We start from the raw sequence: 21141 nt of genomic DNA on the forward strand, positions 1-21141 counted from the left end.
CATGATGAACCCTGTTCCATGGCTCCAGATGACAAACATGATCTCATATCAGGGACTTGTTCGCACCTTCCCTAGTTCTCGAATATGGCTTTTTGCTCTGACTATTTTTAATTCCGCACCAACAAACGCTGTCATTTTAATACTCCATCATGGCTATTATTCTCATCTCGTATGTTGGGCTAAAAATCGTAGATTGGTGCTGAACGAAGTGAAGCCTAACGTTTACCGCGAAACGTATCTGAAAATTTTTTACCGATCGACCCAATCCATGTTTATTCCGCTCTGGTTGAGGTGATCATGCTCATCCGTTGGTCTTTGCTAAATAAAAATGGGACAGTCACCATTTTGGTTCTGTGGACTACTATACGGCGCTCAGAATGGTGGGTTCCCTTAATTTGATTTAAGCTCAAATTTATCTGCGTGTAATAATCTGATTTTAAACTCGGAATCACCAAGGGGTATATTCCATCGGTGTTCCATAAATCTAAGTAGCTCTAATCCTCGCTCTAAGATTTTATTCGGTGTCCAGTCTGTATTTTGAGCAACCTCATTCTCGGAAACGGAGCCGTTGTAATAACCAACACCTGTGCCATTATTGACCTTTTGAGGAAAACTATCATTTTGCAATGCCGAGTTTTTGGAGCGAGAAAGAGGTAACAAATTGCCTAATGAGTGGGTTAAATAGCGCCGTTCCTGCTCATTCAGGTGACCGAAACGCTCACACCAATAGGGATCGTCAGGAGTTTGTGGAAAGATATGCTCCAAAGTCACATGATCTTTTTTACTGGTTTTCAGTACATCCCAAGTGAGTTTACTGGCTGCCTGTTTACCTTTCTCCTTGAGCCAGTACTCATGTTCATATAGAAAGTAGCGAATACCATCCCAGTGGTAAAATCCGTTCCTGTCCAACTCGTACTTCTCTTCAATGTGAGCTAGAAATTTCTCAGAATCATAGTAGCGATCAATCCAAGCATTTATGGACTCAACTACCTCTTTAATCGATCTAACCCCAGTTAATAAATCCCGCGACATACTAAAGAACTCTGTGTCACCGGTATTAGCACGGCGCTGGCTTAGATTGAACAATGTGAAATTATAGCGTTCAGCCGCGGCCAGCAGCTTACTAATCATTTCGGGAGCTTGCTCGGATACAAATGCCGACAAGATCAGAGGCTTAAAAGACCGAAAGCTCAAACGCTCCAAGCGATCCAGCCACAGTTTCTGAGAATCGTTAAGCTGGTTGCCTTGCGTATAATATGGAACATGCATAAAGAACCAGTAGACAACAGACTGCTGAAGACTTTTCACATAGTCAGAGATCTCTTCAATCTTAAGTTCATCTTCTACTTTTTTGGAGTGAGTAATATTTCGTGCATTAAACTTCTCATCCAGTAGAAAATTGATGTAATCATCCCCTTTCTTGCGAGTATATTTGAAAAACATTGTCCAATGGTTACGTAAAAAGAGGTCGTCACTGAGGGGGATATAGGGGTTTTTACCTAGGTACTCATACATAGTTTTCCATGCATCATTAATATTAGCCCTTAGTTGCTCCCGACCATCATTGTCTTTAAATAATGTAGAAAGATAGATTAATCTATTCTTAAGCAACTCCAAACTGGTCAGTGGTTTACCCCGATTATTCATTGTTTCGAAAGTAACAAAAACATCAATCTCTTCATCAATTTCGTATAGATTAAATTTAATTTTCTGCGTTAGTTTCTTATAGATTATGGCTATCTCATCAATTGGCATTACAGCTAACCGCTCCATAAAGTAGCTTTTAGCAAAGCTGAGATTGCGTGTATAGAGTGTTTCCACAAACTGATTTGAGCTGGAATACTCACCAAAGATCTTGGTTTTCATGTATTCATCGCTGGGATTATCTTTCACATACCCAAAAATGAAACTCTGCTGCAATTTATTGTCCGCTTCAAAAAATATGAACTGCTTACGAATAGAAGCAATAGATTGATAGTTCAGTTCTGCACCGTTATCGACTGATTCAAGGATCGCTTGCAAAAGGATCATTGACGTGGTTAAACGCTGCTGACCATCCACTACATAAAATGGGCGAAACCCTATACCTTCGATTAGCCATAGGTCTTTTTCCCAGCGCTGATATAAACTGGACTTCACTGGTTCAAGAGTGATTACACCAGTATAGTGAATCCGATCAGGTTCTAGCTGAAGAATATCTTCCCAAAAGTCTTCAACTTGGTGCTCCTTCCATGCATATCCGCGCTGATAATCAGGAATACGCAATAACCGCCGTTCGAAAATATCGCTAAGGCTATTCAATTTCATACTAAAACTTCCATTTAGGATGCATAACACCCTGTTAATGAGCAAAATTTAGTTGGCTATCATCTTGAGCGAAGCGAAAAAGCCAACAGAATTTTTGCTTCTTCCCAACATATCGTATGTTGGGCTAAAAATCGTAGGTCGGTGCTGAACGAAGTGAAGCCAAACGTTTCCTGCGCAACGTATCTGCAAATTTTCTTACCGAACGACCCCATCCATGTGTATCACGCTCTGGTTGACGTGATGACGCTCGTCTGTTGGGCTTCGCTTGGCTTTGCGTTAACCTGCCAAAAACACGCTACCGCCCCTGAATTCCAGCCTCCAGTTTGCTGCTTGTTACCTGCAATATGGCAATGGTTTGGCTCATGCCTGACCCCTACGAGAGGTTGCCAAGCGGCTATGTTACCGAACGGGGCTGGGCAGGAAAGTGGAAGCGGGCAGTTTTCTGAGCAAGATCAATAAATTAATAAATAACGGACTGCGATATGACCGCCCAACCGTGACGGCCCACCAAAGCAGGGGAAATTGGAAGGGGAAACCCGGAGTGTCACCAGCTCGTTGGCGGGCATTAAAAAACCATATGGGCCTGCGGGCCCATAGGGTTTTGCGGCAATTGCCAGCGGAGTGCTATCTGGCTTGGCGTACCGGCATGGCGTTTGGGACCGCTGCTGCATGTGCATGGTGGTTTTGGGTTGTCGGTGCCGGCTTCTGGAACTGACGAACCAGCCGATCGAGGTCGCTCAACTGACTCACCAGCTGGGTGATGCCGTGCACGGCGTGCTGGCTGCCTGTGCTGGAGTCATCGGCCAGGGTCTTGATGCTGAGCACGTTGCGATTGATCTCGGCAGTCACATGAGATTGTTCCTGTACCGCCTGGGCAATCTGACCGCTGCCTGAGGCAACCTGCTGCAACATGCTGTTGATCTGCTGCAGTATGGTGCCGGTCGCCGACGCCTTCTGCTGGCAGCTCTCGGAGAGCTGGCACCCTTTCTCCATTGCCTGCTCTGCATCCCCGGCACTGGTTTGCAGCTCGGTGATCATCTTCTGGATTTCGCTGGTGGAGGCTTGGGTCTTGATGGCGAGCGAGCGGATTTCGTCGGCCACCACCGAGAATCCCCGACCCGCTTCACCGGCGCGGGCCGCTTCAATTGCCGCATTGAGCGCCAGCAGGTTGGTCTGATTGGCGATGTTGTTGATCACATCGAGGATGCCGTCGATATCGCGGCAATGGCCCACCAGTTCGCTGATCACCGTCTTTGAGGTAGTCAGCTCGCTGTTCATGCCTGCCACGGCCGCCACTGTCTCGGCAACGCTGCTGTTGCCGTTCCTGAACAGGTCGGTCGTCTCGTCCAGCAGGCTGGAGGCGTCGCTGGAGCTTTGCGATACCTCGCGGATGGACTCCGACATCTCTGTGATGGCGGTGGCCACCTGATTGGTCTCGGCCTGCTGCTGTTGCAGGTTGTCGGTGATGGATTCGGCGTTGCGCAGATCCCCCTCTGCGGCCTGCAGTATCTGAGTGCAGGTTTGCTGGGGGCGGGCCAGTACGGCATTGAACTCGGCCTGATTCATCAGCATGGCGAGCTCGATGGCGGCGATGTTGTCGACCTTGTTGGTATAGAGCAGCTGCATCAGCGGGTTGTCGAAGCGGCTGCGAGCCATCTTGTTAAGCTTGCCCAGACGGCGGGAGAGGGCATGGATAACCACAGCCGCGAGTGCCAGCGGGAGGGCTGCCAGCGTCAGTTGCCAGTTAATGCCCTGGCTGTAACCCAGGCCGAGCATGGTCGCCAGACTTAGCAACAGGCAGAGGTTGATGGTCAGGGTATGGGAGAAGGTGGGCAGTCTGAGAGCCAGTGGAACCTTGTCATTACGCAGGTCGGCATAGACGCCCTCGGCACGCTGTTTGAGCGCTTCGCTCGGCGCAGTACGTACCGATTGAAATTCGGCTATCCGTCCATTTGTGTCTTTGATCGGGGTGACAAAGGCGCTGACCCAGTAGTGGTCGCCATTCTTGCAGCGGTTCTTGACCGGCCCCATCCAGCTCTTTCCCTCCTTGATGTGGTGCCACATATCTGCAAAGGCCTGTTTGGGCATATCCGGATGGCGCACCAGATTGTGATGTTGGCCTCGTAACTCGTCAGGTGTGAATCCTGCGATGTCACAGAATTCATCGTTGGCATAGGTAATGCGACTTTCCAGATCCGTGGTGGATATCAGGTTCTGGTGGTCCGGATAGAGGCGTTCGCGCTGAGTAACGGGTTGGTTGACTCTCATGGAGCTGCTCCAGAATGGGGTTGTTAGGAAAGACGTATTGCCAGTGCAAGTGGCGCACCAAGGCGACACCTTTGGTGATAATTTTGTAAATAGAGGCTTTATCCGACCAAAATGGTCAGACTTTGCCGGGAGTCCGGATCATGGGGGGGTGATCAAGCAGATCGATTCGCATTTCGAGAACCGATTTGGGAGCAACAGGGAGAATTTCGCAAGATGGGGGGACAGGCGTGTCATGACAGGGGAGCCCGCCACGGGCTCCCCTGGATTCAGACAGTCGGTGCCGGCGAGAGGGGATCTTGTTCGGGCGGCGGGGGCAGCGTCATGGTCTCTATCTGCAGCCCCTGCACCAGCACGGTTTTCAAGTCCTGCAGATACTCCTCCAGCGGTGACTCTTGCAGCAGATGGGCGAGTTCATTGCCCACAGGCGTCAGGCGGTAGTAAAGCAGGGTGATGTTGGCCTGCTTGCGTTGCAGGCGCCAGTGCTGGTTGCCGAAGGCCAGCTCGACCCCATCGGCGGGCAGCGGACCGGATTCCAGCTCCCCTCTGTGCAGCAAGCCCAGTTCGAACAGTTGCAACATGGCGTTGTAGGGGAGCCGGTATTTGCCAAGGCCAAGACGGGTCACCTTGGCGCGGGTGAGCAGGCTGGCACCCTTGTGCAGCCCCAGCAGCAGACGCTGTTCATCGCTGCCCGCATAGTGGCAGGAGAGGGCGCAGACCCGCTGAAACAGCATGGCTTCGCGCTGGGTCATCTCTTTGAGGGTGGTCAGGGCGCGGATGGAGAAGCGGCCGGGAGTGGCGACCTCGATGGCGAAGATGCGGCCCCACAGCTGCTGCATGGGCACCATGCTGATGTCTTCCGCCAGTTGCAGGAAGCGGGTCAGCCAGTCGCTGTCCATCTCGCCGCCGGCAGCCGTCTCCTCACAGTGACGGGAGGCCATCACCATGATGGCTTCCAGGTTGCGCTGGCGAGCGGCCTGATCCGCCAGATGGCGAAAGGTGGCGCGTTGCTCGAAGGTGCTGTCGCTGTTGCGAGTGAGCATGCCATCGATGCCGCGGCTGCGGGCCAGGCGCAGGGTCTGCTCCTGGCTGCTCAGGATGGCACTCTCTTTCTTGGGCGGGGGCAGGTCAGCCATGCTGGCTCCGTGATCGCAAGGTTTGGCCTTGAATGTTACTCCAACCGGCATGGCGGGCAATCCCTCAGGCAGGGACTATGTCTGGATTTTTGCCCGTTACGGGACAAAAAATGGCCTCCGAATGGAGGCCATCTCGTGGCTGGCGTTATTGCAGGGCCGGGGCGTGCGTCATGGTGGCCAGTGCCCGAACACCTTTCATGGCCAGGATCACTCTTCGTAGACGCTGACCTCGACCCCTTCCATGGAGTAGGAGGCAGTCGCCATTTCATGGCTTGAACTGATGGTGCGCATCTTGCCCTTCACCCAGATGGCGTCCCAGAGATCATCCACGGGGGCGCCCTTGGGATAGCTCACATAGATCACCTGATTGGTCGGGGGTGGCGGCACATGGATACAGGCGCCGAAGTAGGGCACCAGCAGGAAGGCGGTGATCTTCTTGGCATCTCCCTCCAGCGGTACCACGAACCCCGGAATGCGCACGTCCTGCTGATCCAGCTTCTGATTGACGCCCCCCACGGGTTGAGGAACCGACATGGGATCTTCATGGTTGACCTGGGGCGGCGGCAGCAGCCTTTCCCCTTCCGGGATCAGCACATCCCAGTCGATGGTCTTGTAATCAGCGGCCACCGCCGGCAGTACCAGCAGGCTGGCCAGCAGCGCCATTATTTTCCACTTCATCATCTGTCCTTCTGTTTGTCGCTCACTAGACCCGGATGCTCATGCCATCGCTCAGGCTGTAACGGTAGGCACGGGCCGCCGGCAGCAGGCCTATCACCATACCAGCCAGCCACACCAGCCCCAGCAGTTGCCATTCATAGGCGCTGGGCAGCCCCAGGCTCAATTGCAGGCCATAGTGGCTGAGCAACCAGGGAGTGGCAAGCCCTTGCCCCAGATAGAGCGCGGCTACCCCGACGGCTATGCCCGCTGTGGTGAGGGCCATCGCCTCCAGCGCCAGCAGCAGGAAGAGGTGGGCCGGACCCGCGCCGAGGGATCTCAATATGGCCAGCTCGCGCCGCCGCTCGTTGAGCCCCGCCAGCAGTGTGGTCAGCATGCCGATGAGGCCCGCCACCACCACAAATCCGGCGATCACCGAGAGCGCGGTTTCTGCCACGCTCATCAGGCTCCACAACTCCTGCAGGGCCGCCCCCGGCAGGATCGCCATCAGTGGCTCGCCTCTGTAGGTGTTGACGCTGCGCTGGAGCTGGAACGCCAGGATGCGATTGCTCAGCCCCACCATGAAGGCGGTAATGGTCTTAGGTGTCAGATCCTGCGCCAGTGCCTGCTCGGCGGTCACGTTCTTGCTGTGACGACCCGTATCCCAGCCGAGGTGGATTGCCTCGATACCGGCCAGCGGCACATGAATGGTGCGATCGATGGGGGTGCCGGTCGGTGCCAGTATTCCCACCACTTTGAACGGCAGGTTGTCATGCTGGCTGAAGGAGGTATTGCCGGCGCCGTGGGCGATGATGATGGATTGATCCAGCCGGTAGCCCAGCTTCTCTGCCACCTGGGCGCCGAGCACCGCCTCGAATGGCGTGTCGAACGGCCGCCCCTCCCGCAGTTGCAGCGACTGCTGCTGGCCGTACTTCAGATGAGTGAAGTAGTCGCCATTGGTACCAAGTACCCGAAATCCCTTGTGGGAATCACCGAGGGAGAGGGGAATGGTCCAGGCCACGCCGGGTTTCTGCTTGATGGCTTGATAGGCATCCCAGCCTACGTTGTTGGTGGGATTGCCGATGCGAAATACCGAGTAGAGCAGCAGGTTGACCTGGCCGGAGCGGGCGCCGACGATAAGGTCTGTGCCCGATACCGTATTGGAAAAGCTCTCGCGGGCCTGGGTGCGAACCCGCTCCACCCCGAGCAGCAGGGTGACGCTGATGGCCACGGCCAGCAGGGTCAGCCCGGCGGTGAGACGACGGGCCCAGAGACTTTGCAGGGCAAGTTTCAGCACGATAGCCTCCGGTTTTGTTGTTGCGATGCATCCGCGCATGCGGACCTGGCCGGACGGGTGCCGTGGTGATGAATGGTCAGCATATGGCCCTCCGGTTGAGCTGTTGCAGGTTTTCAACCCTCGGGAAGAGAGGTTCGAGGTAGGGATCGTGACTGACGAAGATGAGGGTCGACCCCTGCTTGTCACACTCTTCGAACAAGAGCTTGATAAAGGCGGCCCGGTTGTCGGTATCCAGGGCCGAGGTGGGTTCATCGGCGATCACCAGCGGCGGCGAACCGATCAGCGCCCGTGCGGCGGCTACCCGCTGCTGCTGGCCGATACTGAGGGCGTGAACGGGACGATGCAGTGCCTCGGCCGGCAGTTGCAGCTCTCCCAGCAGGCGGCGCGCCTCCTGTTCGGGGCTCCCCTGCAGACGAGCCCGTTTGGTGGGCGAAAAGGTGAGGGCGGCGGTGACGTTGTCCAGCACGGATAAAAACGGCAGCAGATTGAATTGCTGGAAGATATAACCCAGATTGGCCGCCCGGAAGTGGTCACGGGCACGGCCGGATAGCTGGGCCAATGGTTGGCCCAGCACCTCCAGGGTGCCGTGGTTGGCGCTCTGGATCCCGGCCAGCAACCCGAGCAGGGTCGATTTGCCGGAGCCCGATGGGCCCTTGATAAAGACCCGTTCACCTTCGCTGATGGTGAGGGCGGGCAGATCGAGTACAGCATCGCCACCTGGCCAGGCAAAGGCCAGATCGCGGATCTCAACCACGGCTTTTTTCATGGCGTTACCAGCTCAGCTTGTTGGCGGACGGGGTCAGCTCGGCTGCGGTTTGACCGCCGGGCAGGATCCCCTGCACGCTCAGCTTCTCAAGGCTTGGATAGACGCTGAACAGGGTCGCCTCAAGGCTGGTGAGTTTGGCCGGCGTGGCGCAGGTGTAGGTGTACATGGCGCCCATATCGGCGTGACCTGCTTCGTCATGACCATGGTGGTCTTCATGTTTGTCGCTGGCAGCCTTGTCATGGTCATGGTCATGGTCATGGTCATGGTCATGGTCATGGTCGTGATCTTCTTTGGCCGCCCGCAACTCCTGGTGAGTCAAGGTGCAGCCAGCTGCCGGGTCTAAACGGAACAGAGCATCCGGCTGCTTGAGCTGAGCCATGGCCTTGGCGTATTGCGCCTTGTCCGCATCGCTCTTGGCTGCGTGCTCGAACCCGACCAGATCGGCGCCGGGTGCCTGCAACTCTATCATCAGCTGGTTGCCATCGAGCACCAGATTGAGGTGAGCGTGACCGTGCTCGTGGGCACCGTGGCCGTGGCTTTCATGTTCGTCGTGGTTTGCTTGCACGCCAAAGGCGGCGGCTGCCAGTAATAAGGTGACTGCTTTCATCGTTAATCCTTGCGAAACAATTAATAAGAGGAATGTTCAGAGGGAAAAGTGATGAGGGGTGGAGGCGCGCGGATGCGGCAATGACCTGTGGTTCTGTACTGCGGGGTAGGGAAAGCGATGGGGGCGAGATGACCTGCGACAAAGAGTGGCAGTGGGACTGGCAGTGTCGGCGTCAGAGCAAGCTTGCCATCCAGATGGAGGGCGCAGAGAAGGCAGCTGTGATTGTGGTCCGGCAGGTCCGCTTCCAGCGGGTGTTGTGCCAGCGCCGGTTGTATCCACAACCAGCCCAGCAGCAACAACCCGATTTTCAGCTTGGAACGACCCATAGACCCTTATGAAAGGGCGCCGTCAGCGCCCCTTCTCTCTGATTCAGAGATGGGACTGGATGAGCCCCATCACGGTAGCAATATTGGTGGCATCGAGCTGGCCGTCTTTGGCGAACAGCACCTTGCCCTCTTTATCCAGCAGTATGATGGCCGAACTTTCCGGCGCGAGATCCCAGGCGTTGCGAGCCATGCCTTTGGCATCCAGTACCATGGCGGACCAGGGGAACTCTTTCTTGCTGTCTTCGGCACTGCTCTTCACAAAGCCGGAAGTACCCCAGATGGCGTCATTGCTGTTGATGATGGTGACGGTCTGGTACTTGTCGTGGGGTAGCTTGGCCGCTTTGATCGCCTCGATCATGGGGGCATTCAGTTCCTTGGCACTGGAGCGACCCGCTATGTGCTGGATCAGAAAAACTTTGCCAGTCAGTACCTTGCTTTGCCAGGGTTGGTAGCTGACCTCTTTCTCTTTCAGCACCAGTTCACCCTTGTCGCTGATATTGACCAGCGGCACCTGGGCAGACTCCTTGATGTTGTGAGCCATGGCCAGGGTCGGCAGCAGCGCCAGAGTAAGTACGAGATGTTTCATCCTGATGACACTCCTTTTGTTATGTTATAACGATTTTTCACTTGAGGGAATGGGGCAGAACTCATCCTAAACTGATCGGATCTGTTTAAAAAGTGTTAAATAAACTCGCAAGAACATCGAAGGTGCCGCCCGTCAGCGCTGAGCTCGGCTGACAAAGGCGGTAAGGATGGCACGCAGTCGATAAAAATCAATTGGTTATCAACTGGTTTGATGAGTGTTGAACCTAGTACAAGGGTTCGCTGACCAGCGGGATCTTGGCCATGGTCATCTGCTCGGCCAGCAGGGGCGAACCTGTCAGCAAGACGTGGCGCTGATTGCCGATCACCACCGTATCCCCTTTCAATCCACTGTCGGCCGTGATGGCCAGCCAGGCTGGCGAGACGCTGCCGATGCTGATATTCGGGTAGATGATGCTGAGCATGTATTGCGGTGCCAGCTCTGCCAGCAGGCTTGCCATCAGCAGTGCCTTCTCATCGCTGTCTGCCTTGTTGTTCTGCAATGCCTGCAGGGGCGGGGCGAAGTGATCCATCTGTTCCGGTGGCGTGGGTATCCCGCTCAGCCACTCCTGCAACAGGCCGACGCTGGTAGCCAGATCCTTGGCGGAAAATTGTTTTGCCAGGGGTTTGAGATCCCCCTTGAACTGGTAGAACAACTGGGAGTAATTGGGGCGCACGCAGGGCAGCTTGCGGTTGGATGGGTGAACGCAGGGCACGACCCGCATCTGGTAGAAGGCGTCGTCCTGATATTGCTGGTAAGCCTGCCAGAACAGGGTCGACTCCATGCTGTCGTCGCGCAGGGTGAAGGCCTGCTCCAGATTGCGAAACTTGGTGGCGGTCTCGGGACTGTTCTGATTGATGAGATTAATGCTGTTGTAAAGGCGGGGGCTTATGTAGGAGTAGAGTGTCTCCAGCGGATAGTTGAGGGCGGCATCGAGCAGGGTCATTTCGTGGCGGCTGACCGACATGATGCGTTCGTTGGTATTCAGTTGCAGTCGCTTCTGTTGCCCGTCGGCAGATTGCCACTGCCAGCTCAGGTTGACCTCGCTTGCCCCGACCGTCGATGCGACCACTAGACTCAACAACAGACCTTGTGCCAGTTTCATGATGGTGCATCCTGCTCGGGGTGATACTAAACAACTAGGTGAGCCGACCGGATTTGGATTGGTTTAGTTTTTGTGATCTGGGTAACAGTCTGATAAGGCTTTAAATTTAATTCTCGAAATAAGTCATACAGGAAACTGCCATGAAGCGAATTCCCATACTCTTGCTGCTGTTGGCCGCCTTGCCTGCGGCGGCGGGCCAAGTGATCGTCAACAAGGGCATGTCCATTGAGGACACATTCGCGCTGCGAGACAAGCTGGCGCGGGAGCATGAATGGCAGGAGTGGCTGCGTTTCCAGCAGGCCATCAAGTGGCTGGAAGTATTGCCGGTCAATTGTGAGTTGATGAGTCAACCGGGCGGTGGTTATCGCTGTGGCAGCAACCATTACCGGCCCTATCAGCAGGATGGACGGGAGATTTACATCCAGGGCGATCCAGCCGGTGTGACGCCGGGTCAGCCTCCGTCGCATCCAATGAAGAAGGCGCCCTGAGGCCAGTGCCGTTCAGTCAAGACTGGGCAGATATTCTGCTTTATCTGAACGGCATCAAGGCATCGATGGCGGTGCCGTCATACCTCTTCAATGCTCGTGTTGCTATCTCTCGGCCAAGGGATATCACCTCAACCATTTCCACCTCTTGTTCAACCTATAAATGAAGCAAAGGCGCTATTGGCGCTTTGGCGCCTGACCTCTTTGGGGTGACTGGAGACGCCCTTGTTTGGGGCTGCATCATGGCTCTGGCTCGGGTTACACTGTGCCATCGTTGGGCGCAGAAAAAGCAAGATGAGCGACCCTGAGGAGGCCGGACAAGCGGCGTCCTCACGGCAGTATCCTTGGCCATGGCAGGAGACAGGATGAGCAAGAAATCGTTGGATTGGGGTATCGATCTCGGTGGTACCAAGTGCGAGTGTGTGGTGCTGGATGGCGACGAGGTGCTGCTGCGTCATCGCATCCCCACTGAGCGTCAGGGCGGTTATCAGCATATGATCGGCCAGATCGCGAAACTGGTAGCGGAGTGCGCGGTCAAACTGGGTCAGCGCCCAACCATCATAGGCATGGGCACGCCCGGCGCACGTGATCCCCAGACAGGGGTGATGAAGAACTGCAATACCACCGAGCTCAACGGCAAGCCGTTCAAGGAAGATCTGGAACGCAGGCTCGGTGTTCCCGTGCTCATCGCCAACGACGCCAACTGCTTCGCCCTGGCGGAAACCCATCTCGGTGCGGTGCGCCAGCACCATCCCGATGCGAAGGTGGTGTTCGGCATCATAATGGGCACCGGTGTTGGCTCCGGTATCGTCATCAATGGCAGTATCTTGAATGGCCACCACGGCATCGCCGGTGAGTGGGGCCACAATGTGCTCTCCCCCGATGGGCCCGAGTGCTACTGTGGCAAGCGTGGCTGCGTCGAGACCCTCATCAGCGGCCCGGCGCTGGAGGCCTGGTATCAGGCCAAGACCAAGCGTCATCTGTCGCTGGCCCAGATTGCGGCGGCGACGGCTTATGATCATGTGGCCAAACTCACTATCGATCGTTTGCACTTGCTGTTCGGTCAGGCGCTGGCCAACGTGGTCAATATTCTCGATCCGGATGTCATCGTCATCGGTGGTGGCGTCGGCAATGTGCAGAGCCTCTACAGCGCAGGGCGCCAGACAATTTTGCCATTCCTCTTTAATCCCCGCTTCGCTACCCCCATTATTGCTCCAGCCCTGGGAGACAGCGCCGGTGTGTTCGGGGCCGCACTGCTGGCCCGTGGCGTATTCCATGACGCCCTGCTGTCGTGAATCATCCATCCGTTCGTCCCTTTGTCGCAGGTAAGGACACACTTTTTTCATGATCAAGATTGCCATCAATGGGTACGGGCGGATCGGCCGCAACGTGCTACGTGCTCTTTATGAAAGCGGGCGCGACAAGAACATCAAGATAGTTGCCATCAACGAGCTGGCGGCGCCTGAAGCCATGGTGCACCTCACTCGTTTTGACACCAGCCACGGTCGTTTCCGCTATCCGGTACAACTGGCGGGTCACAGCATGCTGGTGGGGGAGGATCTCATTTCCCTGTTTGCCGAGCAGGATCCCGCCAATCTGCCCTGGCGGGCGCTGGGGGTGGACGTGGTGCTCGATTGCACCGGTGTATTCGGCTCGCGGGCCGACGCCGAACTGCATCTGGGCGCGGGGGCGGGCAAGGTGCTCTTCTCCCATCCGGCGGATGCGGATGTGGATGCCACCATCGTCTACGGAGTGAACCATCAGGTGCTGACGGGAAGAGAGCGGATCGTCTCCAACGCTTCCTGCACCACCAATTGCGTGGTGCCCGTCATCGAAACATTGCATCGAGAATTCGAGATAAATTGTGGTACTATTACGACAATTCATTCGGCCATGCATGATCAGCAAGTCATCGATGCCTACCACAGCGACTTGCGTCGAACCCGTGCTGCCAGCCAGTCCATCATTCCGGTGGATACCAAGCTGGCAAAGGGGTTGGAGCGAATCCTCCCCCACTTCGCCGGCAAGTTCGAGGCGATCGCGGTACGGGTGCCGACCATCAACGTAACGGCAATGGATCTCAGTATTACTGTTCGTAAAAAAGTGACGGTTACTGACGTAAATCAAGCCCTGCAACGGGCATCCAGAGGTACATTAAGCGGTATTCTGGATTACACGGAGGAGCCATTGGTCTCCGTAGACTTCAATCATGATGCACACTCCTGCATCATCGATGGTACCCAGACACGGGTAAGCGATGCCAACCTCGTCAAGATGTTGATGTGGTGCGATAACGAATGGGGCTTCGCCAACCGTATGCTGGATACCACCCGGGCCATGATGGCCGCAGGCTGAGAGCCTGAACGGGCGCAAGGTTACTGTTTTTAACATTACCTGAAAATATAGAGGACTGAATATGTCTGTTATCAAGATGACCGACCTGGATCTGGCGGGTAAACGCGTTCTGATCCGTGCTGACCTGAACGTACCGGTAAAAGACGGCAAGGTCACTTCCGACGCACGTATCGTGGCGACGCTGCCGACCATCAAGCTGGCTCTGGAAAAGGGCGCCAAGCTGATGATCACCTCCCACCTGGGTCGCCCGACCGAGGGTGAATACAACGAAGAGTTCTCCCTGGCTCCGGTTGTCAACTATCTGAAAGACGCTCTGTCCTGCCCGGTCCGCCTGGCCAAGGATTACCTGGATGGCGTAGAAGTCGCTGCCGGTGAGCTGGTCGTGCTGGAAAACTGCCGTTTCAACAAAGGCGAGAAGAAGAACACCGAAGAGCTGGCCAAAAAATACGCCGCCCTGTGTGACGTCTTTGTAATGGATGCGTTCGGTACTGCTCACCGCGCCGAAGGTTCTACCTACGGTGTGGCTCAATTTGCCCCGATCGCCTGTGCAGGCCCGCTGCTGGCCGGTGAACTGGAAGCCCTGGGCAAAGCCATGCTCAAGCCCGAGCGCCCCATGGTTGCCATCGTTGGCGGTTCCAAGGTCTCCACCAAGCTGACCGTGCTGGAATCCCTCTCCAAGATCGCTGATCAGCTGGTGGTCGGTGGTGGCATCGCCAACACCTTCATCGCTGCTGCCGGTCACAACGTCGGCAAGTCCCTGTGTGAACACGACCTGCTCGACACCGCCAAGAAACTGGCTGCCGAGACCAACATTCCGGTCACCACAGACGTGGTCGTGGGTACCGAGTTCTCAGAAAGCACTCCGGCCACCATCAAGTCCGTCTCTGACGTGACCGACGGCGACATGATCTTCGACATCGGCCCTGACTCTGCCAAGGCCCTGGCCGACATCATCATGAACGCCAAGACTATTCTGTGGAACGGCCCGGTCGGCGTGTTCGAGTTCGACCAGTTCTCCGCAGGCACCAAGGTGATCGCCGAAGCCATCGCTGCTTCTCCGGCCTTCTCCATCGCTGGCGGTGGTGACACCCTGGCTGCCATCGACAAGTTCGGCATCGCCGACAAAGTCTCCTACATCTCCACTGGCGGCGGCGCCTTCCTGGAGTTTGTAGAAGGCAAGGTACTGCCGGCTGTTGCGATGCTGGAACAGCGCGCCAAAGCCTAATTGACCCGGGACGGGGGGCAAAAGCCTCCCGTTTCGTTTATCATGTGGCCGCTGTGCCGGTTCATGATGAACCCCCCATTTTTTATTAACGGCATACGAGAACAGGACGATTAAACATGTCTAAGAAAATTTTCGACTTCGTAAAACCCGGCGTGATCACTGGTGATGACGTTCAGAAAGTGTTCGCCATCGCCAAAGAGAACGGCTTCGCTCTGCCAGCTGTAAACTGCGTTGGTACCGACTCCGTCAACGCCGTACTGGAAGCTGCTGCCAAGGTCAAAGCGCCGGTTATCGTTCAGTTCTCCAACGGTGGTGCCGTGTTCACCGCCGGCAAGGGTCTGAAGCTGGAAGGCCAGCAAGCCGCCATCATCGGTGCCATCTCTGGTGCCAAGCATGTTCACGCCGTTGCCGAAGCCTACGGTGTACCTGTCATCCTGCACACCGACCACGCTGCCAAGAAGCTGCTGCCGTGGATCGACGGTCTGCTGGAAGCGGGCGAGAAGCACTTTGCTGAAACCGGCAAGCCGCTGTTCTCCTCCCACATGCTGGATCTGTCCGAAGAGTCTCTGGAAGAGAACATCGACATCTGCTGCGAGTACCTGACCCGCATGGCCAAGATGAACATGACTCTGGAGCTGGAACTGGGTTGCACCGGTGGCGAAGAAGACGGTGTGGACAACAGCCACATGGATCAATCCGCTCTGTACACCCAGCCGGAAGACGTGGCTTACGCCTATGAGCGTCTGTCCAAGATCAGCCCGCGTTTCACCATCGCTGCCTCCTTCGGCAACGTGCACGGCGTATACAAGCCGGGTAACGTCAAGCTGACCCCGTCCATCCTGGACGCTTCCCAGAAATTCGTTTCCGAGAAGTTTGGTCTGCCTGCCAAGTCTCTGGACTTCGTATTCCACGGTGGTTCAGGTTCCACTCTGGAAGAGATCCGCGAGTCCATCTCCTACGGTGTAGTGAAGATGAACATCGACACCGACACCCAGTGGGCAACTTGGGAAGGTCTGCTGCACTTCTACAAGACCAACGAAGCTTACCTGCAAGGTCAGCTGGGCAACCCGGAAGGCGCTGACAAGCCGAACAAGAAGTTCTACGATCCGCGCGTATGGCTGCGTGCCGGTCAGACTTCCATGATCGCCCGTCTGGAGAAAGCCTTCTCCGACCTGAACGCCATCAACGTACTGTAATTCGTTACCGTATCTTGATTGCATGCAAAGGCGCCCTTCGGGGCGCCTTTTGTATTTGTGGGTTGCGGTCATCAGCCCCACGGCGTGACCGAAGCAAAAGGTATCCCCCGGGATGCCTTTTGCATTTCTGTGATCCTCATGGACTGGATTGGTAGCGGGGGGCTGGGTATTATCGATGATAGGTCGTTTATTTTAGTAAACACATGGTCACCAAGGCGGGATGCTGAGTATGCAGGCAGGAAAGTTCAACGGATATCAGGAACATGTGGCCTCCTATTATGCGGCCACCCGCAACGACAATCAGCAGTGGCCAGAACTTGGCGGTGAGCTGAATGTCGATGTCTGCATCATTGGTGGCGGCTTTACCGGCCTCAATACCGCCATCAACCTGGCACAGGCGGGCTACAAGGTGGCCCTGCTGGAGGCAAACCGCATCGGCTGGGGGGCGTCCGGTCGCAACGGCGGCCAACTCATTCGTGGCATAGGCCACGATACCGGGCAGTTCGCCCGCTGTATCGGCGAGCAGGGAGTACGGGAGCTGGATCTGATGGGGTTGGAGGCGGTACAGCTGGTGCGAGAGCGCATCGAGCACTTCAACATCGACTGCGATCTCACCTGGGGTTACTGCGACCTCGCTACCCGTCAGCGCCATCTTGCCGGATTTGAGGAAGAGGCGGCACATCTGGCCAGCCTGGGTTATCAGCACGAGATCAAGTTGGTGCCACGGGAGGAGATCCACTCAGTGGTGGGGTCGGATCGCTATATCGGCGGCATGATCGACATGGGCTCGGGTCACCTGCATCCCCTCAATCTGGCACTGGGTGAAGCGCGCGCCGCCGCCAGCCTGGGTGTTGCTCTGTTCGAGCACTCCCGAGTGGCCCATATCGACTATGGCAAGCGGGTGCAGATCACCACGGCCCGTGGCCGGGTGAGTGCCGATTATCTGGTGATAGGTTGCAACGCCTACCTCAATGATCTCAATCCCGAACTGGGGGGCAGGGTGCTACCGGCGGGCTCTTACATTCTCGCCACTGAGGTGCTGGAGAAGCGGCTGCGCCAGCGCTTGTTGCCGCAGAATATGGCGGTGTGCGATCAGAACGTGGCGCTCGACTACTATCGCCTCTCCGCCGATGGTCGCCTGTTGTTTGGTGGTGCCTGCAACTACTCGGGAAGGGACCCGCGAGACATCAAGGCTTTCATGTTGCCCAAGCTGCTGAGAGTCTTTCCCGAGTTGGCGGGGACGGCCATCGAGTTTCAGTGGGGCGGCATGATAGGGATAGGGGCCAATCGCTTGCCGCAGATCGGCCGCTTGCAGGCTCATCCCAACGTCTTCTATGCCCAGGCCTATTCCGGTCATGGCCTCAACGCCACGCACATGGCGGCCAAGCTGGTGGCAGAAGCGATCCGCGGCGAGAGCCGGGGCTTCGATCTGTTCAGTAGCGTGCCCCATATGACCTTCCCCGGTGGCCCGGCGTTGCGCTCCCCCCTGCTGGCGCTCGGCATGCTGTGGCACCGGATGAAGGATCTGTTGTAAAGGGCGAGCGCAAGCAGCCCGAAGGGGGCGGGTGGGGAGGCGTTATTGAGCAGGTTCGGCCAGACGCCAGCCCTGTTCGGTTTTCATCATCCAGACGTCGGTTTCTTGCTGCAGCACCTGACCGGCCTCGAATTCGCCATATTTGCGCTCCAGCTCCATCAGTCCCATCTCTTGCTGGAAGGGACCAACCCTGTCATAGACCAGGTCCTCGTCGTGCAGTACCTGCAACTGATCCAGCCCCAGCTTGAAATGGAGCTGGTAGCTCACCTTGATCAGATAGACGCCCTCCATCCGCTCTTCTTTACCGAGAATGGCGAAGTCACTGATCTCGAACAGATTGTCGTCTGTGTCAGACTGGAGTTTGGCGGTGACCTGATGCTGGATTGCCTCTTCACCGGGTCCTGCGTAACAACCATATAGCCAGAGGGCCAGCAGGGGGATGAACCACTTTTTCATCAAAACTCCGGACAAGTGCAAAACGGGAGGGCAGATTGTGCCACGCCAACGTGCGGTGGCAAACCTCGGCTCACGGTTCCAGAGTGCGTTCCAGCACTATGGCCTCGGCCCGATAGACAGCTAGCTCGCGGCGATAGCACTCGGTGAACCCTCTGCGCAGCCAAAAGGATAAGGCGGCCTCATTGCTGGCAATCACCGACAGGCGCAGCCGGGTTGCCCCCCAGGTGCGCGCCATCATGCAGGCGTGGAGATAAAACGCCTGACCCCGGCCGTTACCTTGCCAGGGTTCGCCCACCAGCAACAGACCCAGATAAGCGGTGGCAGGATCGGGATAGCCGCGCAGCAGATCGGCCACTGCGGTGAGTTCCCCATCTTCCCAGCGACCGATGAGATGTTTGTCAGAGAGCGACAGGTTGGGCGGACATGCCACTAGCGCTTCCTCCGCAGCTCGCGCGGAGAGGGGCTCATGACTCACGGCCGCCTGATAGGCAGGGGCAAGTTCGAACAGACGCTGCAAGGCTGGACCATCGGTTGCCAGCAGCCGACGCAACTCAGTTTGCATCGCGCACCCTATCGAGGTGTCCGGCAAATGCTTCCGGCCCCATAAAGCCGGTCACCCGCTGGCCACTCACTTCCTGGCCGGCACTGTCGAAGAAGATCAGGGTCGGCAGCCCCAGCACGTTCAGGCCGTTGAGCAGCTCCACATCGGCATCGTCGTTGGCGGTGACGTCCGCTTGCAGCAGTACCATGTCATCGAAGCGCGCTCGCACATCGGGATCGCTGAAGGTCTTGTGCTCGAACTCCTTGCAGGCCACGCACCAGTCGGCGTAGAGGTCCAGCAGCACAGGTTTGCCGCGGGCGGCGGCGAGTTGCGTCTTGAGGTCATCCAGAGTCTTGATGCGGATAAATTGGGGCGCCTGTGTCTCGGCGCTGGCTTTGACGCCGGGCACGGGCAGCAGCAGATCCTTGCTTATTACCACCAGGCTCATCATCGCCAGCAACAACACGAAGCCGCCGAGACTCTTGCCGATCGAGTGGGCGCGATGCTGGTTGTGGTGATAGAGGTAGCCGCACAGCAGCAGCCCCCAGCCGAGCCAGGCAAGGGTAGCCATCTGATCGCTCCACAGCCGTGACAGCAACAGTATGGGCACCGCCAGCAGCGCAAAACCAAAGAGTTGCTTGATCACGTCCATCCAGGCGCCCGCTCTGGGCAGCAACTTGCCCCCTGAGGTGCCGAGCAGCAGCAACGGCAGTCCCATCCCGAGCGACAGGGCATAGAGGGCCGCACCGCCGAGCCAGAGATCGCCGCTTTGAGCCACGTAAATCAGGGCGCCGGAGAGCGGTGCCGTGGTGCAGGGGGAACAAACCAGGCCTGAGATCATCCCCATGATGCCGACCCCGAGTACAGAGCCTCCCTGCTGGCGGTTGGAGAGGCCGCTCAAGCGGGTTTGCAGGCTGCTCGGCAGTTGCAGGGTGTAGAGCCCGAACATGGAGAGCGCCAGCAGCACGAACATGACGGAGAGCCCGATCAGCACATAGGGGTGCTGCAGCGCCGCCTGGAATTTCAAGCCCGCCGACGCCACCACCAGCCCGAGCAGGGTGTAGGTCACCGCCATCCCCTGCACATAGACGAAGGAGAGCAGGAAGGCGCGGCGGGTGGAGAGCCTATGACCCGCTCCAGCTATGATGCCGGTCAAAATGGGGTACATGGGGAAGACGCAGGGGGTGAAGGCGAGCCCCAGTCCCAGCGTGAAGAAGGCGGCGATGCTGAGCCAGAAGCCCTGGCTGCCGAGGGCCGCGGCCAGTTGATCCTGCTGACTGCTGGCTGGGGCGCGGGTCATGTCATCGGTGGCGGCCGGATCTGTATCGTTAGCGACGACAGGCTGCACAGCAATCTGCTTGTCGGTGGGCGGGTAGCAGAGGCCGTCGGTACAGCCCTGATAGCTGACGGTGAGGCTGGCCTGCTGGCCCGCCTCGGTCAGGGTGACGGGGATCTGCACCTCCCGGTAGTAGACCCGGGTCTTGCCGAAGAAGTCATCCTCATGCTCTGCCCCGGCGGGCAAGACGGGCTCATTGAAGGCGAGGTTCTCGCCCTTGAAGCGGAAGCTGTGGCGGTAGAGGTAGTAATCATCGGCGATGCGCAGGGTCAGCAACAGCTGGTTGCCTTGCTGTTCACTCTCGAGCACGAAGGCGTCGTCGACTTTCAGAAACTTGGGCTGGGCGTTGGCCTCGATGCCAAGAGCGCTCAGCAGACTGTCACTGCTGGCCTGAACCGGCGTCACACTCAGGGTGGACAGCAGCAGGGCGAAGAGCACAAGCAGGGGGGAGAGCAGGCGAGACAGTGTCATGAGGTTTCCTGTGTTAACCAGTCGAGATAGGTCTGATGGCCCTGGCTTGTCGGGAGTGCCAGGATCTCCGGCACCTCATAGGGGTGATGGTTGAGGATGCATAGGCGCAAGAGTTCGAACAGCGAGGCCCGCGACTTGATGATGAGCTGGATCTCCCGTGCCCGTTCGATCTGCCCCTGCCAGCGATAGACGGAGGTGAGGCCGGGCAGCTGATTGATGCAGGCCGCCAGCCGCTGGTTCAGCAGTTGTTCGCTGATGAGGTCGGCGCTCGCCTCATCCGGGCAGGTGCAAAGCACCAGAATGGCATCTGTCATGGTGAAATTTCTCGTCCGTTCGAGGCGGCACGGCGCCTTTAAACCAGCGGCTACTATACCTAGCGATGGGGTAAATAGCATCTGACGGGCTTTATCGGCTCGACATGAAAATAAGTGGGGGGCATGAGATAGACGCTGTCAAAGGGACAAGGCAGAATGAGCGGGCTTGTTCCCATTCGACG

At 57.0% G+C, this 21141-nt stretch carries 20 protein-coding genes; 6 read left to right on the top strand and 14 right to left on the bottom strand.

The genetic code is table 11. From position 1 onward, the window contains the following. Positions 1-390: 390 nt before the first annotated feature. The 10 genes from OKC28_RS10680 to OKC28_RS10725 form a co-directional block, all read right to left on the bottom strand. Positions 391-2307: a DUF262 domain-containing protein gene (locus OKC28_RS10680; protein ID WP_270689155.1), complete on the bottom strand. Its 1917-nt coding sequence runs from the start codon at positions 2305-2307 to the stop codon at positions 391-393. A gap of 624 nt (positions 2308-2931) precedes the next feature. Continuing rightward, the gene (locus OKC28_RS10685) at positions 2932-4575 is read right to left on the bottom strand and encodes a methyl-accepting chemotaxis protein (RefSeq protein WP_256687325.1); all 1644 of its coding nucleotides are present in this window, start codon (positions 4573-4575) and stop codon (positions 2932-2934) included. Between the two features lie 266 nt (positions 4576-4841). Continuing rightward, positions 4842-5708, bottom strand: a complete 867-nt coding sequence (locus tag OKC28_RS10690; RefSeq protein ID WP_059112851.1) for a TIGR03899 family protein — start codon at positions 5706-5708, stop codon at positions 4842-4844. A gap of 207 nt (positions 5709-5915) precedes the next feature. Next, positions 5916-6389 (bottom strand): DUF3299 domain-containing protein, encoded by a 474-nt coding sequence (locus OKC28_RS10695; RefSeq protein WP_011899071.1) that lies wholly within the window; start codon positions 6387-6389, stop codon positions 5916-5918. A gap of 22 nt (positions 6390-6411) precedes the next feature. Then, positions 6412-7659 carry an ABC transporter permease gene (locus tag OKC28_RS10700; RefSeq protein ID WP_005318791.1) on the bottom strand — a complete coding sequence of 416 codons (1248 nt, stop codon included), beginning with the start codon at positions 7657-7659 and terminating at the stop codon, positions 6412-6414. A 76-nt stretch (positions 7660-7735) separates the two neighbouring features. Further along, positions 7736-8425, bottom strand: a complete 690-nt coding sequence (locus OKC28_RS10705) for an ABC transporter ATP-binding protein (RefSeq protein ID WP_270689161.1) — start codon at positions 8423-8425, stop codon at positions 7736-7738. 4 nt (positions 8426-8429) lie between these two features. Continuing rightward, positions 8430-9032 carry a DUF2796 domain-containing protein gene (locus OKC28_RS10710; protein WP_270689163.1) on the bottom strand — a complete coding sequence of 201 codons (603 nt, stop codon included), beginning with the start codon at positions 9030-9032 and terminating at the stop codon, positions 8430-8432. A 20-nt stretch (positions 9033-9052) separates the two neighbouring features. Continuing rightward, positions 9053-9358 carry a hypothetical protein gene (locus OKC28_RS10715; RefSeq protein ID WP_256687330.1) on the bottom strand — a complete coding sequence of 102 codons (306 nt, stop codon included), beginning with the start codon at positions 9356-9358 and terminating at the stop codon, positions 9053-9055. 43 nt (positions 9359-9401) lie between these two features. Further along, positions 9402-9944 (bottom strand): YtfJ family protein, encoded by a 543-nt coding sequence (locus OKC28_RS10720; RefSeq protein ID WP_005318797.1) that lies wholly within the window; start codon positions 9942-9944, stop codon positions 9402-9404. Positions 9945-10167: 223 nt separating this feature from the next. Continuing rightward, the gene (locus OKC28_RS10725; protein ID WP_021139182.1) at positions 10168-11046 is read right to left on the bottom strand and encodes a hypothetical protein; all 879 of its coding nucleotides are present in this window, start codon (positions 11044-11046) and stop codon (positions 10168-10170) included. A 140-nt stretch (positions 11047-11186) separates the two neighbouring features. Between OKC28_RS10725 and OKC28_RS10730 the strand changes: the two genes are divergently transcribed. The 6 genes from OKC28_RS10730 (at position 11187) to OKC28_RS10755 (ending at position 17841) form a co-directional block, all read left to right on the top strand. After that, on the top strand, positions 11187-11534 hold the full coding sequence (locus OKC28_RS10730) for a hypothetical protein (RefSeq protein ID WP_256687332.1): 348 nt from the start codon (positions 11187-11189) through the stop codon (positions 11532-11534). A gap of 362 nt (positions 11535-11896) precedes the next feature. Next, positions 11897-12826, top strand: a complete 930-nt coding sequence (locus tag OKC28_RS10735) for an ROK family protein (RefSeq protein ID WP_256687334.1) — start codon at positions 11897-11899, stop codon at positions 12824-12826. 49 nt (positions 12827-12875) lie between these two features. Further along, positions 12876-13886 carry an erythrose-4-phosphate dehydrogenase gene (gene epd, locus OKC28_RS10740; protein WP_005318807.1) on the top strand — a complete coding sequence of 337 codons (1011 nt, stop codon included), beginning with the start codon at positions 12876-12878 and terminating at the stop codon, positions 13884-13886. 61 nt (positions 13887-13947) lie between these two features. Continuing rightward, positions 13948-15111 (top strand): phosphoglycerate kinase, encoded by a 1164-nt coding sequence (locus OKC28_RS10745; RefSeq protein WP_021139186.1) that lies wholly within the window; start codon positions 13948-13950, stop codon positions 15109-15111. A gap of 116 nt (positions 15112-15227) precedes the next feature. Then, positions 15228-16307 (top strand): class II fructose-bisphosphate aldolase, encoded by a 1080-nt coding sequence (fbaA, locus tag OKC28_RS10750; RefSeq protein ID WP_005318811.1) that lies wholly within the window; start codon positions 15228-15230, stop codon positions 16305-16307. Positions 16308-16536: 229 nt separating this feature from the next. Continuing rightward, positions 16537-17841 carry an NAD(P)/FAD-dependent oxidoreductase gene (locus tag OKC28_RS10755; RefSeq protein WP_270689169.1) on the top strand — a complete coding sequence of 435 codons (1305 nt, stop codon included), beginning with the start codon at positions 16537-16539 and terminating at the stop codon, positions 17839-17841. Positions 17842-17883: 42 nt separating this feature from the next. Here the strand turns inward: OKC28_RS10755 and OKC28_RS10760 are convergent, their stop codons facing one another. The 4 genes from OKC28_RS10760 to cutA form a co-directional block, all read right to left on the bottom strand. Continuing rightward, on the bottom strand, positions 17884-18297 hold the full coding sequence (locus tag OKC28_RS10760) for a hypothetical protein (RefSeq protein WP_059112841.1): 414 nt from the start codon (positions 18295-18297) through the stop codon (positions 17884-17886). Between the two features lie 70 nt (positions 18298-18367). Continuing rightward, positions 18368-18859, bottom strand: coding sequence for a GNAT family N-acetyltransferase (locus OKC28_RS10765; RefSeq protein ID WP_256687342.1), 492 nt, complete (start codon positions 18857-18859; stop codon positions 18368-18370). Then, the gene (locus OKC28_RS10770) at positions 18849-20645 is read right to left on the bottom strand and encodes a protein-disulfide reductase DsbD (RefSeq protein ID WP_256687344.1); all 1797 of its coding nucleotides are present in this window, start codon (positions 20643-20645) and stop codon (positions 18849-18851) included. Before OKC28_RS10770 ends, OKC28_RS10765 begins: the two co-directional genes overlap by 11 nt. Beyond that, positions 20642-20959, bottom strand: a complete 318-nt coding sequence (gene cutA, locus OKC28_RS10775; protein ID WP_270689174.1) for a divalent-cation tolerance protein CutA — start codon at positions 20957-20959, stop codon at positions 20642-20644. The genes OKC28_RS10770 and cutA overlap by 4 nt, the downstream gene beginning before the upstream one ends. Positions 20960-21141 lie beyond the last annotated feature (182 nt).

Origin of the sequence: Aeromonas sp. D3, assembly GCF_027705025.1 — a bacterium.
In the GTDB taxonomy this organism is placed as follows: Bacteria; Pseudomonadota; Gammaproteobacteria; order Enterobacterales; family Aeromonadaceae; genus Aeromonas; species Aeromonas salmonicida.

Excerpts from the sequence above, each read along its gene's own strand:
- OKC28_RS10770 (WP_256687344.1), bottom strand. The coding sequence starts at position 20,645 with ATGACACTGTCTCGCCTGCTCTCCCCCCTGCTTGTGCTCTTCGCCCTG.
- OKC28_RS10685 (WP_256687325.1), bottom strand. The coding sequence starts at position 4,575 with ATGAGAGTCAACCAACCCGTTACTCAGCGCGAACGCCTCTATCCGGAC.
- OKC28_RS10720 (WP_005318797.1), bottom strand. The coding sequence starts at position 9,944 with ATGAAACATCTCGTACTTACTCTGGCGCTGCTGCCGACCCTGGCCATG.
- OKC28_RS10730 (WP_256687332.1), top strand. The coding sequence starts at position 11,187 with ATGAAGCGAATTCCCATACTCTTGCTGCTGTTGGCCGCCTTGCCTGCG.
- OKC28_RS10760 (WP_059112841.1), bottom strand. The coding sequence starts at position 18,297 with ATGAAAAAGTGGTTCATCCCCCTGCTGGCCCTCTGGCTATATGGTTGT.
- OKC28_RS10765 (WP_256687342.1), bottom strand. The coding sequence starts at position 18,859 with ATGCAAACTGAGTTGCGTCGGCTGCTGGCAACCGATGGTCCAGCCTTG.
- OKC28_RS10735 (WP_256687334.1), top strand. The coding sequence starts at position 11,897 with ATGAGCAAGAAATCGTTGGATTGGGGTATCGATCTCGGTGGTACCAAG.
- OKC28_RS10710 (WP_270689163.1), bottom strand. The coding sequence starts at position 9,032 with ATGAAAGCAGTCACCTTATTACTGGCAGCCGCCGCCTTTGGCGTGCAA.
- OKC28_RS10745 (WP_021139186.1), top strand. The coding sequence starts at position 13,948 with ATGTCTGTTATCAAGATGACCGACCTGGATCTGGCGGGTAAACGCGTT.
- OKC28_RS10690 (WP_059112851.1), bottom strand. The coding sequence starts at position 5,708 with ATGGCTGACCTGCCCCCGCCCAAGAAAGAGAGTGCCATCCTGAGCAGC.
- fbaA (WP_005318811.1), top strand. The coding sequence starts at position 15,228 with ATGTCTAAGAAAATTTTCGACTTCGTAAAACCCGGCGTGATCACTGGT.
- OKC28_RS10695 (WP_011899071.1), bottom strand. The coding sequence starts at position 6,389 with ATGATGAAGTGGAAAATAATGGCGCTGCTGGCCAGCCTGCTGGTACTG.
- OKC28_RS10680 (WP_270689155.1), bottom strand. The coding sequence starts at position 2,307 with ATGAAATTGAATAGCCTTAGCGATATTTTCGAACGGCGGTTATTGCGT.
- OKC28_RS10755 (WP_270689169.1), top strand. The coding sequence starts at position 16,537 with ATGCAGGCAGGAAAGTTCAACGGATATCAGGAACATGTGGCCTCCTAT.
- epd (WP_005318807.1), top strand. The coding sequence starts at position 12,876 with ATGATCAAGATTGCCATCAATGGGTACGGGCGGATCGGCCGCAACGTG.
- OKC28_RS10715 (WP_256687330.1), bottom strand. The coding sequence starts at position 9,358 with ATGGGTCGTTCCAAGCTGAAAATCGGGTTGTTGCTGCTGGGCTGGTTG.
- OKC28_RS10725 (WP_021139182.1), bottom strand. The coding sequence starts at position 11,046 with ATGAAACTGGCACAAGGTCTGTTGTTGAGTCTAGTGGTCGCATCGACG.
- cutA (WP_270689174.1), bottom strand. The coding sequence starts at position 20,959 with ATGACAGATGCCATTCTGGTGCTTTGCACCTGCCCGGATGAGGCGAGC.
- OKC28_RS10705 (WP_270689161.1), bottom strand. The coding sequence starts at position 8,425 with ATGAAAAAAGCCGTGGTTGAGATCCGCGATCTGGCCTTTGCCTGGCCA.